Origin of the sequence: Janthinobacterium silvisoli (assembly GCF_014200725.1) — a bacterium.
GTDB lineage: Bacteria > Pseudomonadota > Gammaproteobacteria > Burkholderiales > Burkholderiaceae_D > Janthinobacterium.
In genome coordinates this window covers 1,478,376-1,494,558 of sequence record NZ_JACHCL010000001.1, presented here as the reverse complement: position 1 = coordinate 1,494,558, position 16,183 = coordinate 1,478,376, and the positions used below count along the sequence as shown (strand labels likewise).

Here is a 16,183-nt window from a genome sequence, read left to right as displayed (position 1 = left end):
GGTCACCTTGCGCGGTGGGAGGGGGAGAAACGATTGGGCTGGGGAAATTCCAGCCGGAAGATGGCGTACGCGCCTTCGCGCGCCACGCAGTCGATGCGCGCATGCCAGGCTTGCATGATTTGCCGGCATAGCGCCAGGCCGATGCCGCTGCCGTTGTGCGCCGGATACGAGTAAAAACGGTCGAAGATCAGCGGCAAGCGGTTGCGTGCGATGCCGCAGCCCGTGTCGATGAACAGCAGGCGCGGCACGGAACGCGCGCCATCGATGACGATGCGCACGCGGCCCTTGCCGGCACGCTGTATGCTTTTCAGCGCATTGCGCAGCAGGTTCAGCAGGATCACCACGCACAGTTCCGACTGGCCGGCAAACCGGAAATCGGCCCGCAGCTCGACCTTGACAATATCGCGCTGCGCGCTGCTGGTGAAGGGGTAGCGGCGCAGCACGGCAGTCACGCTGTCGTGCATGGAAACCGACTCGTTCGCTTCGAGCTTGCGGCTGACGGCGCTGGCGCTGAGCAGGAACAGATCGACCATATGGTGCATATGGCGCACTTCGAACTGGATGCGGGCCAGCGCTTCCAGGCTCGCTGCATCGGACTCCATCGTTTCACGCCGCTGCAACAATCGCTGCAGGCCCCGCACATTCGCTTCGACGCTGACCAGCGGCGTACGCAATTCGTGCGCCACGCTGCCCAGGCCGGCGGCCAGCCCCGCCAGCTTTTCCTGCGCGCCCACATGGCGGCCCACCTTGACTACGGATAGCACGGCGATCGTGAACCAGTGTACGGGCAGTTGTTGCAGCACCTCGCGCTGCAGCAGGAAGGCAGGATCACCCACCACTGCAAAGGCCATGCAGGCCAGCACGGTGCCGCCCAGGTAAGCCAGTATGGCGATGCGGGTATCGAAGTGGAACAGCACGATCAGGGCCACCAGCAAGGAATGCACCCACAGCGCCGATGCGTGGTTCATCAGGAACATGAAAGTGAAGAAGAATGGCAGCTCGAAGCTCAATCCCAGGAACAGATAGATGCTGAAGCAGCGGTTGCTGAAGCGGGCTGGCCATAGCGCTGGCAGGAAGAGCAGACCTGCCAGCGCGCGCAGGGCCAGCGACTCGTATTCCTGCGGAAAATAAGTGTGCCACAGCATGTAATACAAGGGCATGCCGAATGCACCGATGACAGCCAGCGCGCGTACCTGGGCACGCCGCATGGGCATGTGTTCAAGGGCGTCGTGGAAGTGCAGGAAAGGCTGGAGCAGCTTGCCTGGCCATTGTTTTCCAGCAGGGGACTGCGCTTGCGTCATGGTGGGGGGACGTACTCATTGATGTGTATCAGTACAACATGATCGGCGCATTTCCTTTTGAAAACAGCGCTATTGCTCTGTTCGTTGAGCTGCATCAATCACCGGCCATGCGGCTCGCGCATGTTGGACGCGGTAATTCCCCCCGCAACCACTACAGGAGTCCCTCATGTTGACCGCTATGTCCTCCCCGGCTATCCGTGCCGAACTGCAATTGCCCGCCTTTGTCCGCCAGCGTATGGATGAGCATTATGTCGAGCGCATCGCCAAGCTGCTGGGCGGCGAACACTTGCACCAGTGGCAAGCTGTGCCGATTGGCGCGGTAATGCTCGCTGGCAATGATTACCTGAACATCGGTGCCGAACCCGCCTTGCTGGCGGCGCAGGCGCAAGTCTTGCAGGGCGGCGGCGCCATGCTGATGTCGTCCGTCTTCCTGCAGGAAGGTAGCCGCCAGCACCGGCTTGAGCACAAGCTGGCGACCTTCCTCGGCAGCGAAGCGTGCGTGCTGGCGCAATCGGGCTGGGCCGCCAACGTGGGCTTGCTGCAAAGCCTGGCTGGCCCCGGCATTCCCGTCTACCTCGACATGCAGGCCCACGCTTCGCTGTGGGAAGGCGTGCAGTCGGCGCAAGCGGTGGCGCATGCCTTTTTGCATAACGATGGCGCCCATCTGCAGCGCCAGATCGACAAGCATGGTCCCGGCATCATCGTCGTCGACGCCTTGTACAGCACGAATGGCAGCGTGGCGCCGTTGCTGGAGATGGTGGAAATTGCCGAACGCAGCGGCAGCATGCTGATCGTCGATGAATCGCACTCACTGGGCACGCACGGTCCGCACGGCGCGGGCCTGGTGGTGGAACTGGGACTGGCTGAGCGCGTGCATTTCCGCACGGCGTCCCTGGCCAAGGCGTTTGCGGGGCGGGCCGGGCTGATCACCTGTTCGTCTCAATTCAAGGGCTACTTTTTGTCTGCTTCGCGGCCCGCCATCTTCAGTTCTTGCTTGCTGGAACATGAACTGGCCTGGTTCGATGCGGCGCTCGATTTTATCCGCACCGCCGATAGCCGCCGGACCGCCTTGCGCAACCACAGCGTGTTGTTGCGCCAGGGTTTGGCTGAGCTCGGCTACAACGTTAGTGATGGGACGGAGCAAATCATTGCGCTGGAAGCGGGCAGCGAACCCGACACCTTAAAACTGCGCAAGGCGCTGGAACGCCACGGCATCTACGGCGCCGTATTTTGCGCGCCGGCCACACCGAAAAATCGTTCGCTGGTACGACTGACCCTGAACGCAGGCTTGCGCCAGGACGAGTGTGAGCGTCTGCTGGCCGCTTGCGCCGCCATCCGCGATGAAGTCGGTATGGCCAATTGGCCTTCCACGCGGCGCTTGCGCAAGCTGGCGCTGGTCTGACTGACTTACAGGGGCCGGCTCGCCAGCTGGCCCAGCAAAGTCGACAGGACATCGAGCTGGTCTGCCGGCGCATCGCTGAGCAATTCGCGGCAGACAGCTTGCGCCGTGACGTGGGCGTCGGCCAACAGCGCCTGGCCGGTTTCCGTGATGACGGCGTAACCGACACGGGCGTCGCGCGCATCGGCCTGGCGCGCGACCAGGCCGATCTTTTCCAGCGGCAGCAGCGAGCGGGTGATGCCGGACGCCGTCAGCGCCAGGCGCTCGGCCAGGTCCACCCGACGCAGGCGGGCGCCAGGTGCGCGCCCCAAGTGGTACAGCAATTGATAATCGCTGAAGCTCAAGCCGTGCAGATTGCCCAGGCTGGCGTCCAGCCGGCGTACCAGCACTGCCTGGGCGCGCGCCAGGCGCAGGCAAAAATCGAGGGCGCTGTCTGGCGTATTGCTAAGGTTATTGTTCATGGTTTCCTGATGATGAGATTGCGCACTGCTTGAGTACGCAAGTGTAAAGCAGTTTTAATAGAATAGTTGCCCCTGTTCCTGCAACTGTTCCCTGTGCAGTGCCAGCAAGCTGGCCAGTTCCGCATCCGCATCGAAGGCGGGGTCATCTGGCACTTTGACGGTATCGATGATCTCGCAGCGGAAGGCAGCCTCGCCATCGCGCCGCCAGTCGGCCAGCAAGGCGCGATTACGGTGGGTACCCAGTTTGAGCTCGAAGCGGTGACGGTTCAGTACGCCTGGCGCATTGCGGCTCGCTTCGAGCAGCATACGTCCGCTGGGCAAGTGTTGCAGCGCGACAATACCCAAGGCTGGTGGCTGTTGCCGGTAAGCCGCTTTCAGGGCGGTTTGCTGTGTTTTATCCATTTTTAATTCCTTTCATATGATTCAGGCCCACTGATAGTGGGAATGGCGGTAAACAGCGCCGCTGCCACGGCCGCCGCCAGCAGCATCGCGCCGCCAATACAAAACAGTTCGCCCACGCTGAGGTAGCGCATCAGCCAGCCAGTGACGGCGGCAGATAATGGCGCCAGGCCCAGGAAGATGGCCATGAACAGCGCCATGGCCCGGCCCAGCATGGCGGGCAGCACGCGCCGCTGTATCCAGGTAAAAATCGCCACCTGCAGATAACCGCCCAATGCGCCAGCGAGCAGCAGCAAGGCCGCAGCTTGCCAGCTGGCCGAGATTTGCCCTAGCGCCATCAACAGTAATCCCACCATGGCGTCAACCACCAGCAAGACGGTACCGAAGCGGCGGCGCAGCATGCTGGCAGCCATGCCGGATGCCAGCATGCCAAGTAAAGTGCCCGCGCCATGCGTGCCCAGCAATACACCTAGCGCCGCCGCGCCTTGCAGCCGCTCTTGGGCCAGCACGGGCAAGGCCACTTGCAAGGGCCCCATGACGAAGAACGCCACCACGGCCCAATACACATAACAGCTGCGCAAGGCGACATCGCGCCAGACCATGGCCAGACCTGCCTTGGTTTCTGTCCACATACCACGCGTGGCGCTAGCCAATCTCGAGGTGTTCATCGTGACTTGCTTCAAAGTCAAGGCCGATAGCAAAAAGGTCAGCGCATCAATGGCGAAGGCCAACGCCAGGGCGTTGATGCTGGTCTGTCCGTGGGCGTCCTTGCTTGACAGCACCAGCGCTGCCAGCAGGGGGCCAGCCAGCAGGGTCAGTTGTCGCGCGCCCATCTGCAGGCTGTTCGCCTGTTGCAGGAAACGGGCTGGCAACGCTTGCGGCAAGATCGCCGTGCCCGATGGAATGCCAAACGCCGAGGCCACGCCCAGGGCCAGCGCGGCGGCATAGGCCAGCGGCAGGCTGGCCTGGCCCAGCAACAGCAGCGTGGCCAGTATCAGCAGGATGGCTGCATTGGCAAATTTGCTGATCATCATCACGCGTATCGGCGCATAGCGGTCGGCCACGGTGCCGCCCAGGATGATCAGCACGGCGCGCGGGCCGCCCATCAGCGCCACGCTGATGCCAAGACTGAGGCTGTCGCCCGTCAGGCTCAGCACCAGCCAGGGCAGGGCCAGCATGCTGAACTGGTCGCCCAGCATGGAAACCAGGCCACCACCCAGCAGCCAGCGGAAGTTGCTATTACGAATTAATGTATCGCCAGTCACTGGCGCAGCGGTAGCTCTCATGGTCAACCTTTCAGTAAAGTGATTGCATAGTAGTTGATAAAAGATTGAGTGGTCAACTATATTGCCGATAGTGGCAGCAAGCCCCGCTTGCGCTATCATGACGGCCATGACTGATACCAAACCCACCACCACCCTGTATGAAACCATCGGTGGCGCGCCCGTGCTGCGCCAGATGGTCGATCGTTTTTATGACTTGATGGAACTGGAACCGGAGTTTGCCGGCATCCGCGCCATGCATCCGCCCGAGACGGAAGGTTCGCGCGACAAGCTGTATTTCTTCCTGACGGGATGGATGGGGGGACCCGACCTGTATATTGAAAAGTTTGGCCACCCGCGTCTGCGCGCGCGCCACCTGCCGTATCCGATCGGCACCAGCGAGCGCGACCAGTGGCTGCGCGCCATGGCCTGGGCCATGGAAGACACGGGCATCGAAGAGTCCCTGCGCGTGCGCCTGATGGAATCGTTCTATCAGACGGCTGACTGGATGCGCAACAAGCCCGACTAATCGTACTGATCCTTTACCGTCCAGACCATGAGCCAATTCGAGTTTTATATTTTGCTGGGGGCCATGGCGATCGCCATCGTCTTGTTAGTGCTCACTTTTCTGCGACCGCGCACGGCAGGTGGCGGCGATGGCGTCACCACCCTGGCGCTGGTGCAGCAGCATCAGCAGCAAAGCCTGGAACGCATCGACCGGGTCGAGCGCGAAGTGCGGCTGCAGCTGCAAGCGTCGGCGCAAGCCACGCGGCAAGACCTGGCGGCGGGACTGGCGCAATTCCAGGCGGCGACCTTGCAACAGCTCGACAGCCTGCGCACGCAAATGCAGGCGCAGGGGAAAGTCGGGCGCGAAGAGCAGGCGCAGAGCCTGGCGCGCTTTGCCGACAGCACCAACCAGACCTTGGCAAAGCTGACGGAATCGAATGCGCAGCGCATGCTGGAAGTGCGCGCCACGCTGGAAAGCAAGATCCGTGACTTGCAGACCGATAACGGTGCGCGCCTGGAAGAAATGCGCAAGACAGTCGATGAAAAACTGCATGCCACCCTGGAGACGCGTTTGAGCGCGTCGTTCCAGCAAGTGTCGGAACGGCTGGAAAAAGTCCACCAGGGACTCGGTGAAATGCAGCAGCTGGCGCTGGGCGTGGGCGACTTGAAGCGGGTGCTCACCAACGTCAAGACGCGTGGTACCTGGGGCGAGGTGCAGCTGGAAATGTTGCTGGAGCAAGTGCTGACCGTCGATCAGTACGCCAAGAACGTGGAAACCATCGCCGGCAGCGGCGCGCGCGTGGAATTTGCCCTCAAGCTGCCTGGACTCTCCGATGGCGGGCCGCCCGTCTGGATGCCTATCGATGCGAAATTCCCGAAAGAACAATACGAACGGCTGGTGGAAGCGGCCGAGCGGGCCGATGCAGAAGGCGTGCTGCTGGCCGGGCGCGAACTGGAGCGCGCCGTGCGGGGCGAGGCCAAAACCATCGCCGACAAATACCTGGCGCCGCCGCACACCACCGATTTCGCCATCCTGTTCCTGCCGACCGAAGGCTTGTATGCGGAAGTCATGCGCCGCCCGGGCCTGGCCGATGAATTGCAACGCCTGCACCGGGTCAGCATCGCCGGGCCATCGACTTTGACGGCTTTGCTCAATAGCTTGCAAATGGGTTTCCGCACCCTGGCGCTGGAAAAACGTTCGTCGGAAGTATGGCAAGTGCTGGGCGCCGTAAAGACGGAATTCGGCAAATTTGGCGACGTGCTGTCGCAAACCAAGCTGACACTGGAGCGGGCTGCAAAAAATATCGAAAACGCCGAAGTGCGCAGCCGGCAAATGGCGCGCAAATTGAAATCCGTGGAAGCCTTGCCTGGCGAGGCGGCCGCCTTGCTGCTGGGCGCGGCAGATGACGGTTCACCGGGTGAAGGCGAGTAGTATGCCCTTACCCTTGCCTGGACTTGTTGTGCCGCGCGCAATAGCCCAGCAAGGCCAGGCCGGCCAGCAGCATGGCCCAGGTTTGTGGCTCCGGCACGGCCGGCAGCACGGATGGGCCTGTCGGCAAGGTCGGTAACGTCGGCAAGATAGTGATCGGCGGCACGGGATGAGTCTCAATAAAGCTGCTGCTGCCGGGACCCGCAGGCTGGCCGCCACCCATTCCTGATGACGGCGGCGCCGCGAAATTGACGGGGCCATTGCCGGGGCCGCCGACAAAATTATTCGAGATGAAAGCAAAGCCGCCACCGGCGGGCACCAGCGCCGCTTCGGCAAACGAACCACTGTGCAAATCGCCTGCTGGCGCCCCTGCTGCCGGCAAGCCGGCTTCTGGCGCAGCCGCTACAGGTGCTGCTGCGGGAGCTGCCGCAGCAGGTGCGGCGCCCGGTGCTGCCGCTGGCGCCCGCGTGATGCGGCTGACATTGCGGCACACGGTCGGCACCAGGATGCACTCGCCCTGCACGCAATACACGAGTCCCCGTTCCTGCATCTGGTCGCTCCAGCCCGCCCGCGTGACATTGCGGCAGACCCGGCCTGGCCCAAAATGCATCTCGCTGATGCGCGGGTTGTAGTTTTGCTTGCCGCTGATGCTGTCGCGCTTGATGAGGACGATCTCGTCGTACTGGCGCGCACGCATGCGTTCCTTCAACTGTTCACGTATTGGCTGCGCGATATCGGTGTAGCGGTCCACGGCCGCCACCACATCGCCCATGAACGGATCGACGCCGGGGCGGTTCCAATTGCAGTTTTCCAGTACATCCGCGCGTGCCGCCGGGCCTTTTGCACTGGCGGGCAGGGACGCCAGGAATAAGACACTGAAGATGAGCCAAGCACCCAGCAGATAGCCGGCCATGCTTCGGAAGATGTGCTTTGCTGCCAGGTCTGTTGAGGAAATCATATCAAAATTGAATTATTTTTCAGTGAAATTGAATGTTATCACCGAAGAAACTTCAATATCAACAAATAAATAAAATTATAATAATAATTGTTGTGTTTGTTAAAATAATCTATCAAGAATACTATTGACTTTTTGATTTCGTTGTAGCGAGGTGGCGTGAACGATGAGCGAAAAAAAAGCGCCGCAAGAGCGGCGCCTGGGAGAGCGGAGAGCTAAGTGTCAGGTCAATCCCTGGAACAGCACGATATCTACCAGCTCGCCAGCGGCCACCGGGCCTTGTTCAGCAGGCAGCACGATCATGCAGTTGGCTTGTGTCATCGAACGCAAAATACCCGAGCCTTGGGCACCTGTCACGCGCACGTGCTGCTGGCCGCTGGCGTCGCGCTCGACGATGCCGCGCTGGTATTCGGTACGCCCGCGCCGCTTGCGGATAGCCGCCTGAGCAGGCACGCGTAGCAGCGGCAGGATGGATGCGTCGGCGTTTGCCCCCATCATGCGCAACAAAGTGGGGCGGGCCAGGAAATAAAAGGTGGCCATCACGGCGACCGGGTTGCCAGGCAGTCCCAGCAGCAAAGCGGAATGGCCATCGACAGCGATGCGGCCAAAGGCCATGGGGCGGCCCGGACGCATATTGATTTGCCAAAAATGCACTTCACCAAGTTGCGCCAGAATATCACGCGTAAAATCGGCGGCGCCGCTGGACACGCCACCCGAGGTGATGATCACGTCGGCTTGCGCGCAAGCCTGGCGCAAGGCCGCTTCCAGCGCTTCCGGCTGATCCTTGATAATGCCCAGGTCGAGTACTTCGCACCCAAGGCGCTGCAACATGCCCAGCAAGGTATAGCGGTTGCTGTCATAGATGCAGCCCGCGTCCAGCGGCTCGCCCAGCGAGCGCAATTCATCGCCGGTCGAGAAAAACGCCACGCGCAGGCGCCGCCGCACGGGCACGCTGGCGATGCCCAGCGAAGCGAGCAAGCCCAGTTCGGCGGGCCGCAGCAACTTGCCCTGCCGCAGCGCCGGCTGGCCTTCCATCAAGTCTTCGCCCTTGAAGCGGCGGTTGTCACCCGGTCGTATCACCTTGGGCGCCACGGTGATGCTGTGTTCGCTAGCTTGCAACACCAGTTCCTGCGGCACCACGCTGTCGCAGCCGGTCGGCATCACGGCGCCCGTCATGATGCGCGCGCACGTACCGGCAACGATCTGGACTGTACCGGGCCGCCCGGCCAGGATGGTGTCGATCACGGACAAGGTGATGGGGGCGTCGCCGGCCAGGTCGGCGCTGTGCAGTGCATAGCCATCCATGGCGGAATTGTCATGCGCGGGCACGCTGATGGGCGAGATGATGTCGGCTGCCAGAAAACGCTCCAGCGCCTGCGGCAGCGGCAGCTGTTCAATTTCCGCCAGCGGTGTGACGGCGCTGTGCAGGATGGCTTGCGCCATCGGCACGCTGATGTCCTGCGCCTGCACGGCCGCCAGTTCTTCGGGCGTATTGATATTGCAGAAAACTAAGCCATCCTCGAACAGCACTTCGGCCAATCTGAGTGGACCGTGCCAGGCGCTCATCTTGCGCCCGTCTTCGGCCAGATAGGCATCCAGCTGGGGCAGGGCAGATGTTTTTACCAGGCAAAACACCGGGTGGCGGCGTAGCACGGTGGCGCCCGTTGCCGTGTCAGTTTCTTCGGTAACGGCAATCGCCAGATCGGCACCGGCTTGCTGCAAACCAGCAGCCAGCCGCGCCGCCAGGTCTGTCGGCAGCAGCGGCGAGTCGCACGGCACCGTCAGCAGATACGGCGTGGTGGCATGGCGCAGGCCGCTTTGCAGGCCCGCCAGCGGGCCGCGATAGTCCGCTTGTTCATCGGGCCAGATGGGCAAGCCGAACTGGGCATAACTTTGCGCATGCTGGTTGACGTTGAGAGCGACCTGGCCCACTTGCGGCGCCAGGCGCTGCAGCACGTGCATGGCCAGCGGCTGGCCATGCAAGGGCAGCATGCCCTTGTCAAGCTGGCCCATGCGCGTTCCCAGGCCGCCGGCCAGGATCAGGCCGGTAATTTCTTGTTTGGCTATCATGTGTAGTGGTGATGTTGACGCATACGCCATGGTAACAGCGCTGGGGCGAAGCACAGTCTGCTTCAGCCGCCGATATACGACATTTCCACTTTCTTTTTGCCATGCTCGGGCATCGCGCCATCCAGTGGCACGTGGCTGCTGCGCAATTCCGAATAACGGTCGCCACGGCTGCGCCACAATTGCGCCAGCGCGGTAGACATTTCCTCGTCGCTATGGCCTGCACGCAGCAGGGCGCGCAGGTCGTGGCCATCAGTGGCGAACAAACAAGTGTACAGCTTGCCTTCCGTCGACAAGCGGGCGCGGCTGCAATCACCGCAGAAGGCGTGCGTGACGCTGGAAATGAGGCCGATCTCGCCGCCACCGTCCAGATAACGCCAGCGCGTCGCCGTTTCGCCTACGTAATTGGGATCGGCGGCGACCAGCGGCATGACGGCGTTGATGCGGCGCGCCACTTCGGCCGAGGGTACCACTTCGCGCAAGTCCCAGCCATTCGAAGCGCCCACATCCATGTATTCGATGAAGCGCAAGATAGTCGGCGTACCCTTGAAATAGCGCGCCATCGGCACGATTTCCTGCTCATTCATGCCAGCCTTGACCACCATATTGACCTTGACCGGCCCCAGCCCGACCTGATGGGCGACATCGATGCCGTGCAGCACGTCGGCCACGGCAAAATCGACATCGTTCATGCGCTTGAAGGTGGCGTCGTTCAGTGAATCGAGCGACACGGTGACCCGCTTCAAGCCCGCATCCTTCAGCGCTTGCGCCTTCCTGGCCAGCAGGGAGCCATTGGTAGTCAGGGTCAGGTCCAGCGGCTGTCCAGACGCAGTTTTCAGGGTCGCCAGCATAGCCACCAGCTTTTCGATATTCTTGCGCAGCAGTGGCTCGCCACCCGTCAGGCGGATTTTTTCCACGCCATGCGCCACGAACAGGCGTGCGATGCGGAAGATCTCTTCAAACGACAGCAAATCCGTGTGCGGCAGATAGACGTGGTTCTTGTCGAACACTTCTTTCGGCATGCAATACACGCAACGGAAGTTGCAGCGGTCGGTAATCGAAATGCGCAGGTCGTGCAGGGGCCGGCCGCGGCGGTCGGCCAGCTGTCCGCTGGGGCTTTCCAGCCGTTCCGGTATCGTCAAAGCCCCATTACGGGCCGTAGCGAAATAAATAATCTTGTCATTCATGAAGGTGATGCCAGGTACAAAAGTGATCGTTCAAGGCAGATACGATAGCACGAGGCCGCAGATGGCACAGGCGAGCAGCAATTTGATGGTGCCCATTTGAAACTTTATCAGCGCCACAGCCGCCGCTACGCCGATGGCGATGGCCAGCCAGTCAAGGTGGAGCGAGGGCGTGTCGGGCAGGAAAACGTGGCGGCCGAAAAACACGGCCAGGCTGGCGATCACGCCGACCACGGCGGCTGAAATGGCGGTCAATGGCGCGTTCAGGCGCAGATTGCCGCGCGTGGCTTCGACCACCGGTGCGCCGGCCACAATGAAGATAAACGATGGCAAGAAAGTAAACCAGGCCGTGACCAGGGCGCCGGCCACGCCCGCCAGCCACAGGTGTTCGCCGAATATGGCGTGGCTCCAGCCGCCCACGAAGCCGATGAAAGCGACAATCATGATGAGAGGGCCGGGCGTGGTTTCGCCCAAAGCCAGGCCATCCATCATTTGTGCACTGCTGAGCCAGTGGTAGTGATCGACGGCGCCTTGCACCAGATACGGCAGCACGGCATAGGCACCGCCAAAGGTGAGCAGGGCGGCCTTGCTGAAAAATACAGCCATCTGCGCCAGTGGCTGATCGCGCCCACCGAGCAGGGCCAGCGCCAGCCAGGCCAGGCACATCAGCAGTATGCCCGCCAGGCTGGTGGACAACAGGCGCGTCCACGTAAAGCGGGCGTGGGGCGGCGTCGGTGTCGTGTCGTCGATCAGGGCCGGCAGATGGCTGCCGGCCGCGCCATGAGGTGTGCTGATGAGGTGAAATTGCCCTGGCAATACATAGCCGCCTGCCACCCCCAGCAGGCAGGCGCCGAGCACGATCAATGGAAATGGCAGTTGAAGAGCGGTGATGGCGATAAAAGACGCGAGCGCAATGCCGATCAGGCTGGGACTGCGCAAGGTGCGCCGGCTTAATCGCCAGGCGGCGGCCACTACGATGGCCACCACGGCTGGCTTGATACCGTACAGGATGCCCGCGATCGCCGGGATATTGCCGTAGGCCATGTAAATGGACGACAGGGTTATCAGCACCAGCAAGGATGGCAGCAGGAATAGCAGGCCAGCCAGGATGCCGCCGCGCGTGCGGTGCATCAGCCAGCCGATGTAGATCGCCAGCTGGGTGGCTTCGGGGCCGGGCAGCAGCATGCAGTAATTGAGTGCATGCAAGAAGCGCTGTTCGGAAATCCAGCGCCGTTTTTCCACCAGTTCGGCATGCATCATGGCGATCTGGCCGGCCGGGCCGCCAAAGCTGACGCAGCCCAGCTTGAGCCAGTACCAGAAGGCGGTGCCCAGGCTGACGGGGGCGGGAGGGGTGCTGGAAGCTTGCATGGCTGGCGGTGTAGGCATAAAAAAAGGGGAAGCCTGAGCTTCCCCTTGGTGATTGCTGCTGGACGAATCCGACTCGCTTATGGACGTTGCGTGTTGACCTGGATCAACGGCTCATCCGATTGCGGCGGCAATGGCTTGCGTTCGCGTGGCTTGCGTACCGGTGGAACGGCTTTGGCAGCCGCTTCGCGCGCCAGGCGCAGTTTTTCCGGATCGGTGGACGCCAGGGTCAGGCCAGCCGAACCGAGTACCGCGTTCAAGTCCACAGGCGCTGGCGCTGGCGCTAGAGTAACTACTGGAGCAGCAGCAACTACCGGTGCTGGAGCAGGAGCAACTGGCGCTATAGCAACTTCCGCCACGACAGGTGCTTCTGCCACTGGAGCGGCTTCGGCGATGACGACTGGCTCGGCTACTGGTGCAGCTTCCAGCACTGGCGCTGCTTCCACAGCCACTGGCGCCTCTGCCCGCGCTTCCACCTTGGCCTCTACCACAGGTGCGGCGGCTTTTTCGGCAAAGCTGTACTCGGCAGCAGGTACTGGTTCAGCCTGCGCTGGAACAGCTTCGGCAACGGCAACTACCGCTTCAACGGCTGGTGCAGGAGCGGCAGCTTCAGCAACGACAGGCGCTTCGGCGACTACCGGTGCAACTTCTGCAACAACGACAGGTGCTGGTTCAGCAACTACTGCTGGCGCTACTTCGGCAACGGCTTCGACAGGCTTGGCTTCCACCACTGCTTCAGCAGCGGCAGGCGCCACTTCTGCAACGACTGGAGCAACAACGACTGGAGCAGCTTCAACGGCAACTACCACTGGAGCTGCAGCCACAGCAGCAACGGCGGCAGGCGCTGCCTCGGCTTCGGCGGCCGGAGCGACCGTGAAGCTGATGACAGGGGCAGCGTCCTGGCCTTCGTTTTCGCCGTTTGCCGATTCGATCAGCTCGCCCGTTTCGCGGTCGCGGCGGTTGCGGTTGCGGCCACCACGACGGCGGCGGCGGCGTGGCTCTTCGCCTTCGACTTCGTTTTCCGTCTCCTCGCCTTCAGGGCCGGCGTTGGCCGGTGCTTTCAGCAGGCTGGTTGGTGCAGCATCGCTGGCAGGGCCGTTCGACGGCACGACTACGTTGATTGCGCTGGCGCTCGCGCCCACGGCTGCCAGTTCATCGGCCTTGACTTCGGCGACGACGGCTTTGTCGGCGCGTGGTTCGCGCGCTTCGCGTGGCTGGCGTGGCGGACGTTCGCCGCGCTCAGGACGCTCGCCGCGTGGCTCGCGTTCTGCGCGTTCGCGTGGCGCCGGTGCTGCTGCGTCGCCTTGCTCGCGCGCTTCACGCGGTTCGCGTGGTGGACGCGGTGGGCGTGGTGGCCGGGCGGCTTTTTCCTGGGTTTCTGCTTCTTTGCCAGCTTCATCCTGGGCAGCACGGCCTTGGCCTTGATTTTGACCCGGCTCGCGTTCTTCGCGGCCTGGCTTGCCGTTGCGGCCACGGCTGCGTGGACCACGGCTGTTGCGGTCGCCACGGTCGCCATTGGCGGCCGGTTTGGCTGGCGCAGCAGGCGCAGGTGCAGCCACTGGCGCCGCGGCGCCCGTGAAGAAGCTGATGATCTTGGCCAGGAAACCTTTTGGTGCAGCGGCGGGAGCCGGCGCAGCTTTGGCTTCGACCGGCTTACGCTCGACCAGCGGTGCTGGCTGGTCAGGCGTGATCGTCTTGACGACGGCTTCCTGGCGCGGCTTGGCTTCTTCCTTCTGGCGCTTGCTGTACGCCATGTCGGTTTCAGCGTGTTCGGCCAGGTTGTAGCTGGCCTGGCTGTCTTCCAGGCGCGGATCGTCGTGCTTGATGCGTTCAAGCTTGTAGTGCGGCGTTTCCAGATGCTTGTTCGGGATCAGGATCACGGCGATGCGGTGGCGGTTTTCGATTTTGAGCACTTCGCCGCGCTTTTCGTTCAGCAGGAAAGCGCCCACATCGACGGGCACTTGCACGTGGATGGTGGCCGAGTTTTCCTTCATCGCCTCTTCCTGGATGATGCGCAGCACCTGCAGGGCAGACGATTCGGTATCGCGGATGTGGCCGGTGCCGGAGCAGCGCGGGCACGTTACGTGCGAACCTTCGGACAGCGAAGGGCGCAGGCGCTGGCGCGACAGTTCCATCAGACCGAAGCGTGAAATCTTGCCCATTTGTACACGAGCACGGTCATGGTGCAGCGCGTCTTTCAGGCGCTGTTCCACTTCGCGTTGATTCTTTGCCACTTCCATGTCGATGAAGTCGATCACGATCAAGCCGCCCAAGTCGCGCAGACGCAACTGGCGGGCCACTTCTTCGGCCGCTTCGCAGTTGGTATTGAAGGCGGTGGTCTCGATGTCCGAGCCGCGCGTGGCGCGGGCCGAGTTGACGTCGACCGACACCAGTGCTTCGGTGTGGTCGATGACGATGGCGCCGCCCGATGGCAGCGGGACGGTGCGGCTGTAAGCCGTTTCGATCTGGTGTTCGATCTGGAAGCGCGAAAACAGCGGTACATCGTCGCTGTAGCGTTTGACACGGTGCACCATATCGGGCATCACGTGGCTCATGAACTGGTGGGCCTGGTCGTAGATCTCGTCGGTATCGATCAGGATCTCGCCGATATCAGGCTGGAAGTAGTCGCGGATCGCGCGGATCACCAGGGACGATTCCTGGTAGATCAGGAACGCGCCATTGGCCGATTTGCCGGCGCCTTCGATAGCGCGCCACAGTTGCATCAGGTAATTCAAGTCCCACTGCAGTTCGTCGACGTTGCGGCCGATGCCGGCGGTGCGGGCAATTACGGACATGCCAGCTGGCAAGTCCAGTTTATCCATGGTTTCGCGCAATTCCTGGCGCTCTTCACCTTCCACACGGCGCGAAACACCGCCGCCACGTGGATTGTTCGGCATCAGGACCAGGTAGCGGCCAGCCAGCGAAACGAACGAGGTCAGGGCAGCGCCCTTGTTGCCGCGTTCTTCTTTTTCGACCTGGACCATGATTTCCTGGCCTTCGCGCAGCGCTTCCTTGACGGAGGCATTGCGCACGTCCACGCCTTCGCGGAAGTAAGTGCGGGCAACTTCCTTGAAGGGCAGGAAGCCGTGGCGGTCTTCGCCATAGCTGACAAAACACGCTTCGAGCGATGGCTCGATGCGGGTGATGACGCCCTTGTAAATGTTTGATTTGCGCTGTTCGCGCCCGGCTGTCTCGATATCGATGTCGATCAGTTTTTGTCCGTCGACAATCGCTACGCGCAGTTCTTCTTGCTGCGTGGCATTAAACAACATGCGTTTCATTTTTATAACTCCGCGACCCGTAGGCCATCTCGAGGCCGCTCCCTAGGAAGCAGCCAAAGTACAGGGATATATGCGAGAACGGGAGTGTAGGCGGGGGAAATGCCTAAGCGTGCGGAACAATAACGCGTACTAAAGTACGTACGTTACGGCCGCAACAGGCGCGGTGAGGTCGATCGTCATGCCGAGTGCACAGCGCACTTGCAACTCATCTGATACAGCCCGAGTATGTGTCGGGGGCAGAGAATGCAAGCGGACAGCAAATTCAGAGCCAAATCGTCAGCAGGCTCATTACAGGGATCGCGATGGCGAGGCTTGGCCTCAGCCTATTCATCGACAACCTCAGGTGGCCGCATACGGGGTTTGGCGAAAACGGCAAGCGTTATCAACTTCATCAACCCACGAGCCCGACTTGATAAGTCGCGCTAACGGGTACTTATCCTTACAATCCAATACACTCTCTTCAGCATCCGTACGCCTTATCCGATTACAACTACGGTGCAACCTTGATTCGCGCAGGGACGGTGCATATACATTTTTTTCCACCGAATTTGCAATTTGGCGAGGCCGGTGGAG

At 61.7% G+C, this 16,183-nt stretch carries 12 protein-coding genes; 3 read left to right on the top strand and 9 right to left on the bottom strand.

From position 1 onward, the window contains the following. Positions 1–2: 2 nt before the first annotated feature. The gene (locus tag HDE75_RS06755; protein WP_183675631.1) at positions 3–1,301 is read right to left on the bottom strand and encodes a sensor histidine kinase; all 1,299 of its coding nucleotides are present in this window, start codon (positions 1,299–1,301) and stop codon (positions 3–5) included. A gap of 166 nt (positions 1,302–1,467) precedes the next feature. On the opposite strand from HDE75_RS06755, the gene cqsA reads away from it, so the two are divergent. After that, positions 1,468–2,703 carry an alpha-hydroxyketone-type quorum-sensing autoinducer synthase gene (gene cqsA / locus HDE75_RS06750; protein WP_183675632.1) on the top strand — a complete coding sequence of 412 codons (1,236 nt, stop codon included), beginning with the start codon at positions 1,468–1,470 and terminating at the stop codon, positions 2,701–2,703. A gap of 5 nt (positions 2,704–2,708) precedes the next feature. On the opposite strand, the gene HDE75_RS06745 is transcribed toward cqsA, so the two are convergent. Genes HDE75_RS06745 through HDE75_RS06735 form a run of 3 tightly spaced genes read right to left on the bottom strand, consistent with a single transcriptional unit; the run spans position 2,709 to position 4,846 of the window. After that, positions 2,709–3,161 carry a MarR family winged helix-turn-helix transcriptional regulator gene (locus HDE75_RS06745; RefSeq protein ID WP_183675633.1) on the bottom strand — a complete coding sequence of 151 codons (453 nt, stop codon included), beginning with the start codon at positions 3,159–3,161 and terminating at the stop codon, positions 2,709–2,711. Positions 3,162–3,215: 54 nt separating this feature from the next. Then, on the bottom strand, positions 3,216–3,563 hold the full coding sequence (locus HDE75_RS06740) for a GIY-YIG nuclease family protein (protein ID WP_183675634.1): 348 nt from the start codon (positions 3,561–3,563) through the stop codon (positions 3,216–3,218). A gap of 2 nt (positions 3,564–3,565) precedes the next feature. Beyond that, positions 3,566–4,846 (bottom strand): MFS transporter, encoded by a 1,281-nt coding sequence (locus HDE75_RS06735; RefSeq protein ID WP_183675635.1) that lies wholly within the window; start codon positions 4,844–4,846, stop codon positions 3,566–3,568. 97 nt (positions 4,847–4,943) lie between these two features. Between HDE75_RS06735 and HDE75_RS06730 the strand changes: the two genes are divergently transcribed. Next, positions 4,944–5,351 (top strand): group II truncated hemoglobin, encoded by a 408-nt coding sequence (locus tag HDE75_RS06730; protein WP_183675636.1) that lies wholly within the window; start codon positions 4,944–4,946, stop codon positions 5,349–5,351. A 27-nt stretch (positions 5,352–5,378) separates the two neighbouring features. Then, positions 5,379–6,761, top strand: coding sequence for a DNA recombination protein RmuC (locus tag HDE75_RS06725; protein ID WP_183675637.1), 1,383 nt, complete (start codon positions 5,379–5,381; stop codon positions 6,759–6,761). Between the two features lie 7 nt (positions 6,762–6,768). Here HDE75_RS06725 and HDE75_RS06720 read toward each other — a convergent pair whose 3' ends face one another. The 5 genes from HDE75_RS06720 to HDE75_RS06700 form a co-directional block, all read right to left on the bottom strand. Continuing rightward, entirely contained in the window at positions 6,769–7,716 is a 948-nt protein-coding gene (locus HDE75_RS06720) for an MHFG family PEP-CTERM protein (RefSeq protein WP_183675638.1), read from the bottom strand. 219 nt (positions 7,717–7,935) lie between these two features. Continuing rightward, entirely contained in the window at positions 7,936–9,783 is a 1,848-nt protein-coding gene (moeA, locus tag HDE75_RS06715) for a molybdopterin molybdotransferase MoeA (protein WP_183675639.1), read from the bottom strand. Between the two features lie 62 nt (positions 9,784–9,845). Continuing rightward, positions 9,846–10,967, bottom strand: a complete 1,122-nt coding sequence (gene moaA / locus HDE75_RS06710; RefSeq protein ID WP_183675640.1) for a GTP 3',8-cyclase MoaA — start codon at positions 10,965–10,967, stop codon at positions 9,846–9,848. Between the two features lie 30 nt (positions 10,968–10,997). After that, positions 10,998–12,350 carry a chromate efflux transporter gene (chrA, locus tag HDE75_RS06705; RefSeq protein WP_260173743.1) on the bottom strand — a complete coding sequence of 451 codons (1,353 nt, stop codon included), beginning with the start codon at positions 12,348–12,350 and terminating at the stop codon, positions 10,998–11,000. Between the two features lie 59 nt (positions 12,351–12,409). Continuing rightward, a complete protein-coding gene (locus HDE75_RS06700) occupies positions 12,410–15,610 on the bottom strand; it encodes an Rne/Rng family ribonuclease (protein ID WP_183675641.1) in 3,201 nt (1,066 codons plus the stop codon). Positions 15,611–16,183 lie beyond the last annotated feature (573 nt).